Genomic DNA, 16,777 nt, shown 5'->3' on the forward strand with positions numbered 1-16,777 from the left:
CCCGGACGTCCCCGATCTCAGGGTCGGGCCCTGATGTCGGATCCGGGGGCCCGTGCCAGGATCGAGTCTGTGCAACCTGTGATCGACCCGAATCCGGCGGTGAGCCCGACACTGCCGGTACCCGCCGTGCCGGCAGTGTCCTGGGACGAGTCCCTGTATCCGACGCTGCAGCGCCGGGTGGGGGGCCGCGTCGTCGGCGGTGTGGCCGGCGGCATCGCCGACCATCTCGGTGTCGACGTGTTCAAGGTGCGGGTGGCGTTCGCGTTGCTGGCGTCGCTGGCGGGGGCGGGCATCGTCGCGTACGGGCTGCTGTGGACGTTCACCCCACCGGGCGACGACACCGAACGTCCGAGCGACGCGGAACGGCGTCGGGCGCTGGGACTGGCGGTGCTGGGACTCGCGGTCGCCGCGGGCCTGAGCTGGCTGGTCAACGGCACCGCGGCGTCGGTGATCACCCCGTTCCTCGTCGTCGCGGTGGGTGCGGCGCTGGTGTGGCGCGAGTTCGACACCGGCGGGTCGCGGTCGGTGCTGGGGTTGCCGCATCGTCCGACGGTCCTCACGTGGGCGCGGGTCCTCGGCGGGGTCACGCTGATCGTCACCGGTCTCGGTGTGGTGGTGCTCGCGCAGGTCGACCTCGACGCGTTGCGGTCGTCGCTGATCGCGGTGGTGGTGACACTCGTCGGTGCGGGTCTGCTCACGGTGCCGTTGTGGCTCAAACTGTGGCGGGCACTCGGGGCGGAGCGTGCCGCCCGGATCCGCAACGAGGAACGTGAGGAGATCGCGTCGCACCTGCACGATTCGGTGCTGCAGACACTCGCCCTCATCCAGAAGCAGGCGGACTCGCCGCACGAGGTGGCCCGACTCGCCCGCGGTCAGGAACGCGAACTGCGGCGGTGGCTGTTCGGGGGCGGGGAGACCACTCACTCCAGTCTCGCCGAGGCGTTGCAGACGATCGCCGGTGAGGTCGAGGACCAGCACGGGGTGTCGGTGCGCCCGGTCACCGTCGGCGACGTCGCGCTCGCAGCGGACGGTGCGACGGGGACGGACGGCCTGTCGCGGGAGTGTTTCACCGCGCTGCTCGGCGCCACCCGCGAATCCCTCGTCAACGCGGCCAAGCATGCGCAGGTGCCGAGCATCGACCTGTACGCCGAGACCGAACGCGACCGGGTGAGCATCTTCGTACGCGACCGTGGTGTCGGCTTCGACCAGGACGCGGTGCCCGAGGACCGGCAGGGGGTCGCGAAGTCGATCCGCGCCCGCATCGAGCGGCGCGGTGGACGCGTCGAGATCCGCTCGACACCGGGGAAGGGCACCGAGGTGCGCATCCACATGCCGCGTCCGGTCGGTGCCGACGAGACGGCCACGTCGGACGCGGGCGCGATGTCCTAATGTGGGGCCGTGACGATCCCGGCCTCCGCCCCTGACAAGACCCCTGACAAGTTCCGTGTCTTCCTCGTCGACGATCACGCCGTGTTCCGGGCCGGCGTGCGCGCCGAACTCGGCCGCGAGTCCGACATGGAGGTCGTGGGGGAGGCCGGTGGGGTCGCCGAGGCCGTCGCCGGGATCAATGCGGTGCGCCCGCAGGTGGTGCTGCTCGACGTGCACATGCCCGACGGTGGCGGGGTCGCGGTCCTGAACGGGATCGATGCGGGTCCGGTGTGCCTGGCGCTCAGTGTGTCCGACGCCGCCGAGGACGTCATCGCCGTCATCCGGGCCGGGGCCCGCGGCTACGTCACCAAGACGATCTCCGGGACCGAACTCGCGGACGGGGTGCGCCGGGTGGCCGGCGGGGACGCGGTGTTCGGCCCGCGGCTGGCCGGGTTCGTCCTCGACTCGTTCACGGGCCGGTCGAGTGTGCCGGAGCCGCCGCTCGATCCGGAACTCGATTCGCTCACGCCCCGGGAACTCGAGGTGCTGCGACTGCTGGCCCGCGGCTACACGTACCGGGAGATCGCCGAGGAACTGGTGATCTCGGTGAAGACGGTGGAGACGCACGCGTCGAACGTGCTGCGCAAGACGCAGCAGTCCAACCGGAACGCGCTCACCCGCTGGGCGCACCGGCGGCGCATCGACTGATCCGGGTCAGGCCACCAGAGACGACGGGTGGCTACGCCACCAGGGCAACGATCAGGGCGACGACCAGGGCGAGCGCGATGACGCCGACCATGACGGCCATCGCGAGCGGCGCGGCCGCGACCACCTTGCTGCGTCGGTCCTGCTCCCGCGGATGCTCGACCGAGTCCAATGGCGTATCCGGTTGCACCGCAGGAAGATCGGTGTCCGTTGTGGCGGGGAGGCGGCGGCGGGGAACGATGGCGGGAGCCGAGCGGTACGCCCAGTTCGGGATGACGCCGTCGTCGGTCTTGACGGGGGCGCCGATCAGGTCGGCGACGTCCCGGACACCGCCGGAACCGAGCGCGACGGCAGCGAGTGCGTCGCGGGCCTGCGCCATCGTGGGGCGTCGGGCCGGATCGGGTTCGAGCATGTGCAGCAGGGTGTCGGTGAGCGGCCCGCTGCGGACGGGCCGGTCGATCTCGGCGGCCGCGACGCGGTGCATGAGTGCGATCGGATCGCGGTCGAGACCGAACGGCGGTTGCCCCTCGACCACGGTGTACAGCGTCGAACCGAGGGAGAAGACGTCACCGGCCTCGGTGGGGTCGTCGCCGCGGGCCACCTCGGGGGCGAAGTAGGCGGGGGTGCCGGTGACGACACCGGACTTGCCGCTGGGGGCGTCCCCCTTCGCGTGGGCGATCCCGAAATCGCTGATCTTGACGATGCCGAGGGCGCCGCCGCGGTCGGCGACGAGGATGTTGCCGGGTTTGATGTCGCGGTGCAGGATGCCGGCCGCGTGCGCCTCGGTGAGCGCGGCCGCGATCTGTGCCCCGATCTGCGCCACTTCGAGCGGCGGCAGGGTGTCGACGTAGTTCATCGCCTCGGCGAGGCTGCGGGACGGCAGATACTCCATCACGAGCCACGGCTCCCCGGATTCGACGGCGACGTCGTACATCGCGATCGCATGCTCGTGGGACAACTGGGCGGCGTTGCGACCCTCCCGCAGGATCTGCCGGCGGACCTCACGGGCCGCGTCGTCGTCCAGCCCGCCGGTGGAGGTCACCTGCTTCACGGCGACCTTGCGGTCGAGGAGGGTGTCGTGGGCGAGCCACACCGCGCCCATGCCGCCGCCACCGAGCTTGGACCGCAGCCGGTACCGGCCCGCCATCAGGTAGTCGGGTCCGATACCCGCCCGACTCCGCCGGGCGGGGCGGGCGCCTTCCTGATCTGTCACATGTTCGAGGTTAGTGGATCGGTGCGGCTACGCTCGACGACCGTGCACCCCGTCTCGACCACGATCACCCGCAGCGGCCACACGATCCACTACCGCGACAGTGGTCCGCTCGGGGCGTCCGCGGTGTGCGATGTTCCGGTGCTCCTGGTGCACGGCATGGGCGGCGACCATCACACGTGGGACCGGTTCGCGAAGTCGCTGCGGGCGCGGGGACGGCGGGTGCTGGCGGTGGATCTGCGTGGACACGGGCGCAGTGCGCGGGCCGCGTCGTACCTGTTCGCCGAGTTCGGCGACGACATCCTCGGACTGTGCGAGGATCTCGGCTTCGACCGTGTCGACCTGGTCGGTCATTCGCTCGGCGGGCATGCTGTCTCGCTGGTGGCGCAGCAGCGTCCGGGGTTGGTGCGCCGACTGGTGCTCGAGGAGGCGCCGCTGCCGCTGCGGCCGGGCGATCCGATCCCGGTACTCGACGGCCGGATGCCGTCCCCTGTGGAGATGTGGCATGCCGCCACCAGCATGCTGCGCAGCCCGCGGGCGGTGTGGGCGTTCGACCGGTCGATGACGGCGTCGGCGCTCACCCAGTTCCATCGGCCGCACCCGCAGTGGTGGGAGCGGTTGCCCGACATCGAGGCGAAGACGCTGATCCTGCGCGGCGGACCCACCGGCATGGTCGATCCGGTGCTGCTCGAGGCGGCGGTCGCCGCGATCGGCGACTGCGAGGTGATGTCGTTCCGGTGCGGGCACAGCATCCACCGCGACCGGTTCCGGGATTTCGAGGCTGCGGTCCTGCCGTTCCTGGCGGCACCCTGATCGGCTCTGATCGGCCCTGGCCGCGTGGCAGTATGCGCGGCATGGGTTTTCTTCGAGGAAACGGGAAGCTCGTCGCCTGGTCGACGGTGTTCGTGGTGACGCAGGGTGCCATCGTGCGGGTGCTCGGCCCGGCCGCGGGCATCGCGGTGCTGAGGACGCAGACGGCACCGTCGGCGCGGGCGTACCTCGCGGCCCTCGACGGCCTGGACGGGGTGCAGACCGTCCGCTACCGCCGGCACTTCTACGTCGACTTCGTGCACCCGCTCGTCTATGCGGTGGCGCTGCGGGCCGGGGTTCGGCGTCTCGACGAGCTTGCGCCGCTGCCGCCGGCGGCGAAGCGGATCCTGCTTGCCGCGCCGGTCGCCTCCGCCGCCGGTGACTATCTCGAGAACGTCGCCGGGCTGTACCTGCTCGACCACCGGGACCGGGTCACCGACCCGGTGATCCGCACGACCACCGCGATCAGCACCACCAAATGGGTGCTGGCGCTGGGAACGCTCGCCTACCTGACGCGTGGGTTCGCGCGGGCGTGGCGGCGCTGACCTACCGGCCGAGCAGGGTGCGCAGGATGTCGTCGGCGTGCGTCCACAGCACCGCACCGCCGATACCGGGCACGATGTGGCGGCGGGCGCCGGGGATGCGGGCGGTGAGACCGACACCCAGGTCGGGGGAGTGGCTGGTGTCCTGCTCGCCGAACCACACGTCCACCGGGGCGTCGATCGCCGATGGATCGAACGGCCACCGTTCCATCGCCAGCACGGTGTCGCGGGCGTAGCCGGCGGGGCCGGGCGCGAACGCGTCGCGCAGGGCGGTCCGGTACGCGGTCTCGAACCCCGGATCGCGGTAGACCGCCAGATCCGAGTCGGGACTCGCGCCGATCACCATCTGCCACATGGCGTCCGCGTCGAACGCCGCGAACACCTGTTCCGCGGCACCCGGATCCGACGCCGTCAGCGCGATCAGGTCGCGGAGCTGCTCGGGCAGCACATCCGCGAACCGCGGATCGGCGATCTCGTCGGCCGGGGACACCAGAGCCAGCGGTCCGACGACCCCCGCTGCCGCGCACGCGAGCGCGAACGGGGCACCCTGCGAATTGCCGACCGCCGCCGGCCGACCCAGACCGCGCAGTGCGGCGAACTCGGTGACGTCGTCGGCGCACGTGTGAAAGGTCTTGCCGGGCAGCATCGTCGACGCGCCGAGTCCCGGACGGTCCAGTGCGATCAGCCGCACACCCAGTCCGGCGACCGTGGACGCGCCGAACCCCAGCGATCCGGTCGTCGCGGCACCCGGAAACAACAACACCGGAACCCCTTCCGGGGCACCCCATTCCGACCAGGCCAGGTCCCGGCCGTCGGCCAGACGGACAGTGCCGGTGCGGGCGGGAGCGGAAACGTCGACAGTCACGAGGAACGATTGTCGCGCACACGGACGCCGAGGCGCGACCGGTTTTTCCGTTTCGAGCTACCCCGCCCGGTCGGCTGAAGGGTCCCTTCGTTCGCCTCAGCCGCACAAAGGGTCCCTTCAGCTGACCTTCAGCTGAAAGGCCCACCCCGGCGGATGCCGTGTTCCGGCCACAATGGCACGGTGACTCCCATGTCTTCCCGTCAGTTCCCCCAGGCCGGTCCCGACACGTGTTCGGTGTTGTCGGTGGATGAGCCGTTGCCCGGCACCGCGGCGCAGGTGGCCGGGTGGGTGTGTGTGGAGTATCCGGGGGCGTGGGGGCGGGACGTGCTGGACGGGACGGCGTTGGGTGCGGAGTTGGCGGGGGCGCTGGCGGATCGGGCGGATGCGGCGGGGGTGCGGATCATGTTCATCCGCCGTCCGGGGCGCGGCGACCAGGATCTGCGTCGTCGGACGGTGCTGCTCGCGAACTCCGATCCGGAACACACGTGGTGTGAGCGGCTGGAGATCGGGGAGGTCACCGATCTGCTCGACGTCGACTTCACCCGCGTCACGGGGCCGGCGCCGGGGCTGGGGGAGCGGGTCGACGGTCCGATCGTGCTGGTGTGCGCGCACGGCAAACGGGACCAGTGTTGTGCGGTGCTGGGGCGTCCGGTCGCGGCGACGTTGGCCGCCGAGTTCCCGGGCGCGGTGTGGGAGTGTTCGCACACCGGCGGGCACCGGTTCGCGCCGTCGACGATCCTGTTGCCGACCGGGGTGACGCACGGCCGGCTCACCCCGGCCGAGAGTGTGTCGGCGGTGCGGGCCGCGGCGGCGGGCGGCGTGTATCTGCCGGGGTTGCGGGGGCGCAGTTTCTGGGGTCCGCGCGGGCAGGTCGCGGAGGTCGCGGTCCGCCAGGAGATCGTTGCCGATGTGAACGATCTCACCGTCGACGAGCACGCCGTGGCGCCCGTCGTGACACATCGGGACGGCCGCCGGTGGCAGGTGACGGTGGCGTCCCACGAGCTGCCGGCGCGTCCGGCGAGTTGCGGTGCCGCCGCGAAACCGCCGCGTCCCGTCGTGGCCGCGGACATATGTGAACTCCCCGCCGGAATTCCGGCGGGGAGCATCACCTAGCGATTCGTCAGACCGCGATTTCCAGGGAGCGGATGAGCCCGAAGTTGTTTGCGAGGAAGGCTTCCGCGGAATCGTCGAGAATATTCATCCACTCGTCGTGCAACGGCGGAGCCTCGGTTCCGGTCAGTGTGGACGTGTAGCTGCAGTTCCGGTAGCCCATGATGTCGTTCTTCTTGTCCTTCTTCCACTTCTTGAAAAGCTCGCCCTGCTTCTCGACGTGGAATTCCGGATAGTCGGTCCGATCGACCAGGTCCCGAATGTAGGCGGCCTGGAAGTCGATCTCCTCGGTCGCGTTCCGGAGAGATTCCTCACGGGCACGCCACTGTTCGATGTCACGTTCGCGGGCCTCGTGGTCCGGCAATGCGATGCGGCCCAGGACGACGTCCCGCACGTACCACGCCTGGGCGTCGAACATGTTGAACGTGAAGTACTGGTCCTGCATGCCGAGGAAGTACAGCTGCGGGTCGGCCTGCGAGACGACGCCCTTGTAGATGCCGCGCGGGTACAGCCGGTTCTTGGTCTGCAGTGTCAGCTCGTCCGGCAGGAACGGGAAGTGGTGCTGGTAGCCGGTGCACAGGATGATCGCGTCCACCTCACGGCTGCTGCCGTCCTGGAAATGCACTGTGTGACCGTCGATCTCGGTGAGCAACGGCACCTCGGAGAAGCCGGCCGGCCAGTCGTGGCCCATCGGCTGCGACCGGTAGCTGAACGTCACCTCGGCGGCACCGTACTTGACGCACTGGGTGCCGATGTCCTCGGCGGAGTAGCTGCTGCCGACGAGCAGCAGGCGCTTGCCGGTGAACTCGCGGGCGTCCCGGAAGTCGTGGGCGTGCAGGACCCGGCCGGGGAAGTCCTCGATGCCCTCGAACGTCGGGACGTTCGGTGTCGAGAAATGCCCGGTCGCGACGATCACGTGGTCGAACAGTTCGGTCTCGAGTTCGCCCTTGGTGTGGTCGGCGACGGTCACCGCGAAGCGGCCGGGGCCGTCCTCGGACGGGACGTGCTCGACCCAGCGGACGGCGGTGTCGAAGCGGATGTACTTGCGGACGTCGTCTTGATCGACGCGTCCCATGATGTAGTCGTGCAGCACTGCCCGCGGAGGGTAGGACGGGATGGGTCGGCCGAAATGTTCCTCGAAAGAATAGTCGGCGAACTCCAGGCATTCCTTCGGTCCGTTGGACCACAGGAAGCGGTACATGCTTCCGTGCACCGGTTCGCCGTGTTGATCGAGACCCGTGCGCCACGTGTAATTCCACATGCCGCCCAGATCGCTCTGCTTTTCGTAACAAACAATTTCGGGCATCGACCCAAGACCTGATTTGCGTGCCGACTCGAATGCCCTCAGCTGTGCGAGACCACTCGGACCTGCTCCCAGAATCGCGATCCTTGGCGTCAAAGTTTTCTCCCTATTTTCGTCGGTTCCCCCTATCCTGCTTAGCACAGCGAAAGAGGGTTTGGCGAACTCGACGAGGCCGCCGCGATCGAAATTCTGTGCGATCGACGGGGGTGGATACCGGGTGTCACCAGGGGGTTCGCGTCACAGGGGTGTCACCAGTGGATGCCGGGGATCCGGCGGCCGATCCGGCGGCCGATCCGTGCCACCGACGCCGTCGTGCCGGTCGGTTTTGTCCGATTTCCTGTAGGGTCGGGGGCGGCCTCCGGGGTGCCCGGGGGCTCGCCGGCCTCCCCGCGGGCGGCCGGCGAGTCCGGGTAGGCGTGGTACATCTGCGACAGGGCGCGGTCCTTGAGTCGCGGTGCGAAGATCGCGCCGAACTCGGCGAGCGTGCCGACGGGGACGTCGATGCGTTTCGGCTTCTCGATCAGGGCGCGGACGATCATCGCGGCGGCCTTCTCCGGGCTGACGGCGGGGCCGGCGTTGTAGTTGCCGGACGGCGCGATCATCGGGGTGCGCACGAGCGGCATGTGGATGGTGGTGAACGTGACCCCGTCCGACAGGGTCTCGGCGGCGGCCACGTCGGCGAACCCGTCGAGCGCGGACTTGCTCGCCACGTACGCCGCGAACCGCGGGGTGCGGGCCTGCACGCCGGCGGTGCTGATGTCGACGATGTGCCCGAAGCGGCGGGCTCGCATCTGGGGCAGCAGGGCGAGGGTCACCCGTACCGCGCCGAAGTAGTTGACGGCCATCGTCCGCTCGAAGTCGTGCAACCGGTCGGTGGAGCGGTCCAGGCCGCGCCGGATCGAGCGGCCCGCATTGTTCACCAGCATGTCCACGTGGTCGTGTTCGGTGAGGATCGCTTTCATGGTGCGGTCGACGGCCTCGGCGTCGGTGATGTCGCACGGGTACGCGTACGCCGATCCTCCGGTCTCGCGGATCTGCGAGACGACGGCGTCGAGTTCGTCGGCGCGGCGGGCGAGCAGCAGTACCGTCGCGCCCTTGCCGGCGACCGCGACCGCCGCGGCCCGGCCGATCCCCGACGAGGCGCCGGTGACGACGACGGTGCGGCGCACGAGCGGTCCGGCCGGGTCGTCGCGTCGGGCCCGGTCCGGGTCGAGATGCTCACGCCAGTACGACCACAGCACACCGGCGTACGACGGGAACGGCGGCACCGCGATCCCGCTGTCGCGCAGGGCGTCCCGGGTCTGCTCGGTGGTGAACCGGGTGGGCAGCGTGAGGTGGTCGAGGAGCACCGGCGGGATGCCCAGCCGGTGCAGTATCAGGTCGCGCAGACCCCGCGCCGGCGGCGGCGGGTCGAGCACCGGCCGGGCGACGATGCCCGGCAGATCGGCCACCGGCGTCGGCGCGTGCGCGGCTTTCGCGAGGGCCGCGTAGATCTGCCGGATCGGCTGGTCGTCGGGGGAGACGAGGTGGAAGGTGCGGCCGTCGAGGCCGTCGCACAGCATCAACTCGACGAGGGCCGCGGCGACGAAGTCGACCGGCACGATGTTGGTGTAGCCGAGTTTCGGGACCGCGACCGGTAGGGCGGCCGGCAGCGCGGCGAGCGCCGCGATCAGTGGGAACAGATAGTAGGGGCCGTCGATCTTGTCGGCCTCGCCGGTGACCGAACTGCCGACGACCGCGGCCGGCCGGTAGATCCGCCACCGCGCCCCCGACGCCCGCACCAGTTTCTCGGCCTCGAACTTGGTGCGGTGGTACGGCGTCGGGAAGTGCTGGCCCAGGTCGACGTCGTCCTCGGTGAACCGGCCCCGATGATCGCCGGCCACCGCGATCGACGACACGTGGTGCAGCGTCGCACCCACGCGGGCGGCGAGGTCGATCACCGCGCGGGTGCCGTCGATGTTGGTCGCCGCCTGCTCCTCGCCGGCCGTCAGGTCGTAGATCGCCCCGAGGTGCAGGACGTGCTCCGCGGCCGGCGGCTCCGACGCGAGTCCCAGGCCCGGTGCGGTGAGATCGCCGACGAGCGCGTGGACCCGGCCGCCGCCCGGCCATCCGGCGGCCAACCGGTCCAGTGCCGGGCGCGACGCCGGCCGGACCAGCACGTGGACCTGCGCCGACGGGTCGCGTTCGAGGAGCCGCTCGATCGTGTGCCTGCCGAGGAAACCCGTGCCGCCCGTGACGATGTACGTGGCCATACCCGGAACCTACTCCGAAGTAAGGACGGCGGCCAGGGTTCGGGGAACGGTGCCGGCATCGGGCTTCACTAGGCTCACTCGTATGGCGGACGGTACTCGGCCACCGACTCTCGGTGAGATCATTCGGCGGCAGCGTGAACTCGCGGCGGTGCCGATGCGGACGTTCGCGGAGATGGTGGGGATCTCGAATCCGTATCTGTCGCAGATCGAACGGGGTCTGCGGGCGCCGAGCGAGCGGGTGCTCGACGCGATCGCCGAGCATCTGCACACGTCGGCGGATCTGCTCACCGCGCAGTCCCGTCAGCCCGAGGACGTCTCGGACGTGGTGGCCGCGATCCGGCGGGACGCGGATCTGACCAACGCGCAGCGGGCCACGCTCGCGGAGATGTACGAGACGTTCCGTGAGGTCACGGTCGAGAAGCGGCGACGCGGCGCAGCGCCGGCAGCCAGACCCGATCCAGGACGTCCGGATCGGTGATCATCCCGAGGTGCCCGGTGTCGACGCGGTACCGGGTGACGTGGTCCGCCGGTGTCGATGCGTGTTCGGCCAGCGCCCACATCTGCCGTTCGGGGACGATCCGGTCGCGGGTGCCGGCGAGCAGGGTCAGCGGGCAGGTGATCGCCCCGAGGTCGACGACGCGGCCGCCGACGTCGAGCGTCCCGCGGACCAGTTCGTTGCGGGCGAACAGGTGCCGGAGCGTCCACCGGTAGACGCCCGCGGGGACGCCGGTGGGGGCGTCGAGCCAACTCTGCAGCGCGATGTACGCGTCCACGCGGGCGGGATCGCCCAGGTGGGTCCACAGGTCGGCGAGCCGGGCGCATTCCTCGGGCGAGTCGGCGGCCCGGAGCGCGACACCGTGGGCGAGGGCGGTGGGGTGGAACCGGGGGCCGGGGCAGTGCGCGGCGAGCCGGTGCGACGGTGCATCGAGCGTGAAGTCGATCGGGGCCGCCGCGGCGGTGAGACCGGCGACGCGTTCGGGATGCAGCGCGGCGACGATCGCGGCCAGCCAACCGCTCTGCGAGTAGGAGATCAGGTGCGCGCGACCACCGAGACCGGCGACGGCGTCGTCGATCACGGCCACCAGGTCCGTGATGCCGACGTCCGGGGCAGTCGACGGCGTCCATTCGATGCAGTGGACGCCGGTCAGTCCGGCGCGGAGGGCGGTGCCGATCAGGCTACAGCCGTCGGTCAGGTCGACGACGGTGGAACGGTGCCCGGACAGCGGCGGCAGCACCAGGGCGGGGACCGCCGGCCCGGTCGGCGAGAACGCCCGCAGCCGGGCCGCCGGCCACGTGCGCACGACGGTGGAGGGATGCGCGAACGTCGTCGGCCGCCGGCTCGCGGCCACCCGCGCGTACTCGGCCCAGGTCGTGAGTGCCCGCAGCGGTGACAGCGTTGTGGCGGTGAGGAAGTCGAGTGTCGCGCGCATGGGGTTCCTTCCGGAATGGACGCGTCGGCCCCGGCCGGTTCGGGAGGAACCGGCCGGGGCCTGTCGGGGGTGGCGTCGGGTTACGCGAGTGCGGTGCGCGCGGCCGTGGTGACGGCCGAGTTGACGCTCTGCACCAGCGAGGTCTGCGCGTCCACGACGGCTGCGACCCAGTCGAGCTTGACGACACGGGCGATCGACCGGTCGAAGTCGACGATCGACGACACGGTCTGCTCGTAGACGTCGAGGGCGAGGTTGCCGCTCGTCTTCGCGGCGTCGACGAGCTTCGCGGGGCTCGGGACGGTCGCGGTGTTCGAGGCGGTCGCGGTCTGTGCAGCCATGGGGTCTCCTTCGGAAGGGCGGAACAACTATTAGCAAGTTAGCATGATGATTGCTAAATCGCTCGGTGGAGACCGCCCGTCACCCGAAAACGTATGTGCCGGGAGCGGATCCGACGACCGGGTGCTTCGCGCTGCCCATCGCCGGCGGGGCCTGCAGCTCGCCGGCCCGCTTGTTCGACCACACCGCCCAGTCCTCCCACCAGGAGACGGGCCGGCGCTCGGCCGACGCCCGCCACGCCTCGGGCGTGGTCGGGGCCGTCGGAGCTGTGTGGTTCTCGGGCGCCCCGCACACCTCGATCCAGCTCTTCTTGCCCGGCGGGTTGACGATGCCGGCGATGTGCCCGCCGTTCGAGAGCACGAAACGCACCTTCCCGCCGAACAGTGCGGTCCCCGCGAACGACGACTGCCACGGCACGATGTGGTCGTCCTGCGCGCCCACGAGATACACGTCGCAGGTGGTCTTCGACAGCGAGATCTGCTGCCCGTTGATCGTGAACGCCCCTGCCGCGAGCTGATTCTCACCGTAGAGCGTGCGCAGATACGTGCTGTGCATCGACGCGGGCATCCGGGTGGAGTCTTCGTTCCAGGCCAGGAGGTCGAACGCCTGCGGTGGCTCACCGAGCATCCAGCGGCTCACCCAGTACCGGAAGATCAGGTCGTTGGCGCGCAGCAGGTCGAACGTCTGCCCCATGTCCTTGCCGTCCAGGTATCCGGCCCGCTTCATCACCAGATCGACCTTGGCGAGGGTCTCGGGATCGGTCAGCAGCCCCAGTTCGCCCGGGCTGCTGTAGTCGAGCAGCGTGTTCGCCAGCGTCAGGGTGCCCATGCGGGGATCGTCGATCGCGGCCAGGTAGCCGGCCGTGATCGAGGCCATCGCGCCGCCGAGGCACAGCCCGACGAGGTCGATCGTCGACGCCCCGGTGATCTCGAGGGCGACGTCCATCGCCGCCGACACCCCGTCGGTGAGGTAGTCGTCGAACCCGACCTCGCTCATCGACTCGTCCGGGTTCCGGTAGGAGATGAGGAAGACGGTCCGGCCGTGGCGGACGGCCCACTCGACGAAGCTGCGGCCCGGGCCGATGTCCATGATGTAGAACTTGTTGATCCACGGCGGGCACGCCAGCAGCGGCACCGCATGGACCTGCTCGGTCTGCGGCGTGTACTGGATCAGCTCGATCAGATCGTTGCGGTAGACGACCTTGCCCGGCGTGACCGCCATGTTCTCGCCGACGGTGAATGCGGTGTCGTCGATCCGCTTGGGCCGGCCGCCGCGTTCGACGAGGTCCTCGAGCAGGTACGACGCCCCGCGGGCCAGGCTCTTGCCGCCGGTGGCGATCGCGCGGGTGGCCACCGCCGGATTGGTGAAGGGGCTGTTGCTCGGTGCGGCGACGTCGAGCAGCAGGTTCGTCAGCTGCCGGGCCTTGGCGGTCGTGGCCGGGTCGTCGGCGCCCGCATCGACGAGACTGTCGACGTACGAGCGGGTGCACAGGTACCAGCGCAGGATCGCGAAGTACGCGGGATTGTCCTGCCAGGCGCTGTCCCGGAATCGCGGATCCGTGGGGACGGGGGTCGCGGCGGTCGCCCCGATCGCGACGCGGGCCACATCGGGCGGGATCTGCGCCAGCGACAGGGCCAGCTTTCCGGTCGCGGCGGCGACCGCGGTGGGATTGCGGGCCGCGTTCTTGGCGACGGAGGCGCCCGCCGCGAGCCACCCGGCCGGATCGACGCGGGACGAGATCGAACGCAGGGTCTTATCGAGCACGGTTTCCCCCGGCGGCAGCGGTGTTCACGGGGCCGAGGTAGCGCAGCAGCATCTGCGCGACGCACACCGGACGCTCGATGCCGAGCGCGTCGAAGGTCAGGGTCACCGCCACCTGGTAGCCGCCCGCGCACGGCTCGACCGAGGTCACCTCGGCGACCGCGCCGACCGACGAATCCACCGGGACCGGGGCGGGGAAGCGGACCTTGTCGAGCCCGTAGTTGATCACCTGGGCGGCGTCGGTCACGTCGAGCAGGTCGAAGACGAGTTCGACGGCCAGGGACAGCGTCAGGTAGCCGTGCGCGATCGTCGTGCCGAACGGGCCGTTCGCGGCGCGCTCGGCATCGATGTGGATCCACTGGTGGTCGTTGGTCGCGTCCGCGAACAGCGCGATCTGATCCTGCGTGATCAGGACGCGCCGGGAGGCGCCGAGGCTCGTGCCGGCGAGCGCGGGCAGGTCGGCCATCGTGATGTGGTGGGTGGTCGGAGTGTCGATCGTGTCGGTTGTCATTCGTCCCCATGTATTCGAATCGGTAGGACGCCCAAATAATTGAATCGGTCACGCAGATGCGTCGATTCCCCCCGGGCGTCACACACTGGTGCGGTGATCGGCCGACTCCGAAAATCGACGAGTCGGGCGCCGCTGAGGAGGATCGTATAGCGGAGATCGGTGTTGCGCAGCGCGAATGTGGAGCCAGCCATGTCGGTCGTTTGACCAGGTTGAGTCGATGTTTGACCGATTTGTTCGGGATCGGGAATTGTCTGACCACACGCCACGTGCGGCGTTTACGAAAATGCAATGAGTGCAAACTCGAGAAAATTCGCATACTGATTCCGTGCGTTTTTCTCGGCCGTCGCCGTTCTACTCGAAAGTAAGAATGGAGGTCACGGTAATTGTGTGGACGGTTTCGCTGCCGGCGCAGGCCGGCCGCGTCGGTTCGCCCTCGCTACATACCCCCTGGGGTATAATTGTGGGCACTGTGTCGCACGTCGAGGAGGAGAGAGCATGAAGGTCGTCATCGTCGGAGGAGTCGCCGGCGGCATGTCCGCCGCCACCCGTCTGCGCCGGCTGGACGAGTCCGCGGACATCGTCGTGTTCGAGCGCGGCGCGCACGTGTCGTTCGCGAACTGCGGCCTGCCCTACTACGCGGGCGGCGTCATCGAGGACCGTGACGAACTGCTGCTGCAGACCCCGGACAGCCTCGCCGCCCGGTTCCGGCTCGACGTCCGCGTCCGCAGCGAGGTCGCCGCGATCGACCCGGACGCCCGCACCGTCACCGTCCACGACCTCGCGACGGGGGACACCTACGTCGAGAGCTACGACGAGCTGGTGCTCAGCACCGGCGCGAGTCCCGTCGTGCCGCCGCTGCCCGGCGTGGAGCGCGCCCTGATCCTGCGTGACGTCGAGGACGTCGACCGGCTGGTGCGGAACATGGAAGCGGCTCGCAGCGCCGTCATCGTCGGGGCCGGGTTCATCGGCGTCGAACTCGCCGAGAACCTGCGCCTGCGCGGCCTGGACGTCACCGTCGTCGAACTCGCCGACCAGGTCCTCGCCCCGCTCGACCCGGAGATGGCGTCCCCGGTCGCCGACCGGATGCGTGAGCACGGCGTCCGTCTCGAACTCGGCGCCCAGCTCACCGGCATCGGCGCGACCACCGTCGACCTGGCGGACGGGCGCACCGCCGCCGCCGACGTCGTCGTCATGGCCATAGGTGTCCGCCCCGAGAGCGCACTCGCGAAACTGGCCGGCGCCGAGATCGGGGAACGCGGCGGTGTCGTCGTCGACGATCGGATGCGCACGTCGATCCCGCACGTCTACGCGGTCGGTGACGCCGTCGAGAAGCGGGACGCCGTCGGCGGCGGTGCCGCGATGATCCCGCTCGCCAACCCGGCCAACCGGCAGGGCCGGCTCGTCGCCGACGTGATCGCGGGTAGGGAGGTTCGCGGCCGGCCTTCACGGGGCACGGCGATCGTCGGGGTGTTCGGGCTGATCGTCGCCGCGACCGGTTGGAACGAGAAGCGGTTGCGCGCGGAAGGGCGGGCGCACCGTGTCATCCATACCCACCCGCAGTCGCACGCCGGCTACTACCCGGGCGCGGAGCAGATGTCGATCAAACTGTTGGTCGACCCCGACACCGACGCCATCCTCGGCGCCCAGGCCGTCGGCGGCGACGGCGTCGACAAGCGCATCGACGTCATCGCGACCGCGATGGCCGGCGGGCTCACCGCGTCCGACCTCGCCGACCTCGAACTCGCCTACGCGCCGCAGTTCGGGTCCGCGAAGGATCCGGTGAACATGCTCGGCTACATCGCCGACAACCTGCGCACCGGTGCCACCCGCACCGTGCAGTGGCACGAACTCGATACCCTGGTCGCTGGTGGCGCGTCGCTCGTCGACGTCCGCACCGCCGACGAGTTCGCGGTCGGCGCCGTCCCAGACGCCGTCAACGTGCCACTCGACGAGATCCGCGACCGGGTCGCCGACCTGCCGGCCGGTCAGCTGATCGTGCACTGCCAGGTGGGCCAGCGTGGCCACACCGCGGCCCGCCTGCTCGAACAGCTGGGACGGCCCGCCGCCAACCTCGACGGCGGCTACAAGACGTGGGACGCCGGACGGCGTGCCACCGCATCATCCGCACATCCGGAAGGAATCATCCATGCGTGAAATCGACGTGACCGAGCTCGAGACGGTCCTGGCGGCCGGTGCCCCCCTCATCGACGTACGCGAGCCCGACGAGTTCGCCGAGGCCCGCGTGCCCGGCGCCCACTCGATTCCGCTCAGCGAATTCGTCTCCCGGGTCGACGAGGTGCCCGTCGACGGCGCCGTCTACGTCATCTGCGCCATGGGTGGCCGCAGCGCCCAGGCCGCCGAATACCTGGTGGCCCGCGGCCTGGATGCCGTCAACGTCGTCGGCGGCACCATGGCGTGGCTGCAGTCCGGCCGCACCGTCGAATCCGGCAGCTAGTGGTCGTCGGCGTTAGTTCGTCGGGGGTCAGGCGGCCTCCCCGAGTTCCGGAGCAGGCGCGTCCGGTTCGTGGCGCCGGAGCCGCGCCAAGTAGTCGTTGAGATCCGCGCGGGTGTACC

Annotated in this window: 16 protein-coding genes; 8 read left to right on the forward strand and 8 right to left on the reverse strand. The window is 70.1% G+C overall.

Features of this window, described 5'->3' with window-relative positions; genetic code table 11:
* The first annotated feature begins 33 nt into the window (after nt 1–33).
* Both E0497_RS14185 and E0497_RS14190 read left to right on the forward strand, forming a co-directional pair.
* Nucleotides 34–1,389, forward strand: a complete 1,356-nt coding sequence (locus E0497_RS14185) for an ATP-binding protein (protein ID WP_137725444.1) — start codon at nt 34–36, stop codon at nt 1,387–1,389.
* Between the two features lie 9 nt (nt 1,390–1,398).
* Nucleotides 1,399–2,076 carry a response regulator gene (locus E0497_RS14190; protein ID WP_137725445.1) on the forward strand — a complete coding sequence of 226 codons (678 nt, stop codon included), beginning with the start codon at nt 1,399–1,401 and terminating at the stop codon, nt 2,074–2,076.
* A gap of 31 nt (nt 2,077–2,107) precedes the next feature.
* On the opposite strand, the gene E0497_RS14195 is transcribed toward E0497_RS14190, so the two are convergent.
* Complete coding sequence (locus tag E0497_RS14195; RefSeq protein WP_170312979.1) at nt 2,108–3,220, reverse strand: serine/threonine-protein kinase; 1,113 nt, start codon at nt 3,218–3,220, stop codon at nt 2,108–2,110.
* Between the two features lie 66 nt (nt 3,221–3,286).
* Between E0497_RS14195 and E0497_RS14200 the strand changes: the two genes are divergently transcribed.
* Together E0497_RS14200 and E0497_RS14205 are read left to right on the forward strand one after the other, a co-directional pair.
* Nucleotides 3,287–4,096 carry an alpha/beta fold hydrolase gene (locus tag E0497_RS14200; RefSeq protein WP_137725447.1) on the forward strand — a complete coding sequence of 270 codons (810 nt, stop codon included), beginning with the start codon at nt 3,287–3,289 and terminating at the stop codon, nt 4,094–4,096.
* A 32-nt stretch (nt 4,097–4,128) separates the two neighbouring features.
* Nucleotides 4,129–4,638, forward strand: a complete 510-nt coding sequence (locus tag E0497_RS14205; RefSeq protein WP_137725448.1) for a hypothetical protein — start codon at nt 4,129–4,131, stop codon at nt 4,636–4,638.
* 1 nt (nt 4,639) lies between these two features.
* Here the strand turns inward: E0497_RS14205 and E0497_RS14210 are convergent, their stop codons facing one another.
* Nucleotides 4,640–5,500 (reverse strand): alpha/beta fold hydrolase, encoded by an 861-nt coding sequence (locus tag E0497_RS14210; protein WP_137725449.1) that lies wholly within the window; start codon nt 5,498–5,500, stop codon nt 4,640–4,642.
* 189 nt (nt 5,501–5,689) lie between these two features.
* Between E0497_RS14210 and E0497_RS14215 the strand changes: the two genes are divergently transcribed.
* Complete coding sequence (locus E0497_RS14215) at nt 5,690–6,613, forward strand: sucrase ferredoxin (protein WP_137725450.1); 924 nt, start codon at nt 5,690–5,692, stop codon at nt 6,611–6,613.
* A 7-nt stretch (nt 6,614–6,620) separates the two neighbouring features.
* Here the strand turns inward: E0497_RS14215 and E0497_RS14220 are convergent, their stop codons facing one another.
* Nucleotides 6,621–8,009 (reverse strand): flavin-containing monooxygenase, encoded by a 1,389-nt coding sequence (locus E0497_RS14220; protein WP_137725451.1) that lies wholly within the window; start codon nt 8,007–8,009, stop codon nt 6,621–6,623.
* A gap of 152 nt (nt 8,010–8,161) precedes the next feature.
* Nucleotides 8,162–10,165, reverse strand: a complete 2,004-nt coding sequence (locus E0497_RS14225) for an SDR family oxidoreductase (protein ID WP_137725452.1) — start codon at nt 10,163–10,165, stop codon at nt 8,162–8,164.
* Nucleotides 10,166–10,247: 82 nt separating this feature from the next.
* On the opposite strand from E0497_RS14225, the gene E0497_RS14230 reads away from it, so the two are divergent.
* The gene (locus E0497_RS14230) at nt 10,248–10,643 is read left to right on the forward strand and encodes a helix-turn-helix domain-containing protein (protein WP_137725453.1); all 396 of its coding nucleotides are present in this window, start codon (nt 10,248–10,250) and stop codon (nt 10,641–10,643) included.
* On the opposite strand, the gene E0497_RS14235 is transcribed toward E0497_RS14230, so the two are convergent.
* The 4 genes from E0497_RS14235 to E0497_RS14250 all read right to left on the reverse strand — a co-directional run bounded on the left by E0497_RS14235 (nt 10,573) and on the right by E0497_RS14250 (nt 14,203).
* Nucleotides 10,573–11,595, reverse strand: coding sequence for an alpha/beta hydrolase (locus tag E0497_RS14235; protein ID WP_137725454.1), 1,023 nt, complete (start codon nt 11,593–11,595; stop codon nt 10,573–10,575). The two genes, E0497_RS14230 and E0497_RS14235, sit on opposite strands and share 71 nt — an antisense overlap.
* A gap of 80 nt (nt 11,596–11,675) precedes the next feature.
* Nucleotides 11,676–11,933 (reverse strand): hypothetical protein, encoded by a 258-nt coding sequence (locus E0497_RS14240; RefSeq protein ID WP_137725455.1) that lies wholly within the window; start codon nt 11,931–11,933, stop codon nt 11,676–11,678.
* Between the two features lie 79 nt (nt 11,934–12,012).
* Nucleotides 12,013–13,695: a PHA/PHB synthase family protein gene (locus E0497_RS14245; protein WP_137725456.1), complete on the reverse strand. Its 1,683-nt coding sequence runs from the start codon at nt 13,693–13,695 to the stop codon at nt 12,013–12,015.
* Nucleotides 13,685–14,203, reverse strand: coding sequence for a MaoC family dehydratase (locus tag E0497_RS14250; protein ID WP_137725457.1), 519 nt, complete (start codon nt 14,201–14,203; stop codon nt 13,685–13,687). The genes E0497_RS14245 and E0497_RS14250 overlap by 11 nt, the downstream gene beginning before the upstream one ends.
* Before the next feature lie 495 nt (nt 14,204–14,698).
* On the opposite strand from E0497_RS14250, the gene E0497_RS14255 reads away from it, so the two are divergent.
* Both E0497_RS14255 and E0497_RS14260 read left to right on the forward strand, forming a co-directional pair.
* Complete coding sequence (locus tag E0497_RS14255) at nt 14,699–16,357, forward strand: FAD-dependent oxidoreductase (protein WP_137725458.1); 1,659 nt, start codon at nt 14,699–14,701, stop codon at nt 16,355–16,357.
* Nucleotides 16,350–16,658, forward strand: coding sequence for a rhodanese-like domain-containing protein (locus tag E0497_RS14260; protein ID WP_137725459.1), 309 nt, complete (start codon nt 16,350–16,352; stop codon nt 16,656–16,658). The genes E0497_RS14255 and E0497_RS14260 overlap by 8 nt, the downstream gene beginning before the upstream one ends.
* Nucleotides 16,659–16,777 lie beyond the last annotated feature (119 nt).

It is taken from the genome of Prescottella subtropica (assembly GCF_005434945.1).
Classification (GTDB): domain Bacteria; phylum Actinomycetota; class Actinomycetes; order Mycobacteriales; family Mycobacteriaceae; genus Prescottella; species Prescottella subtropica.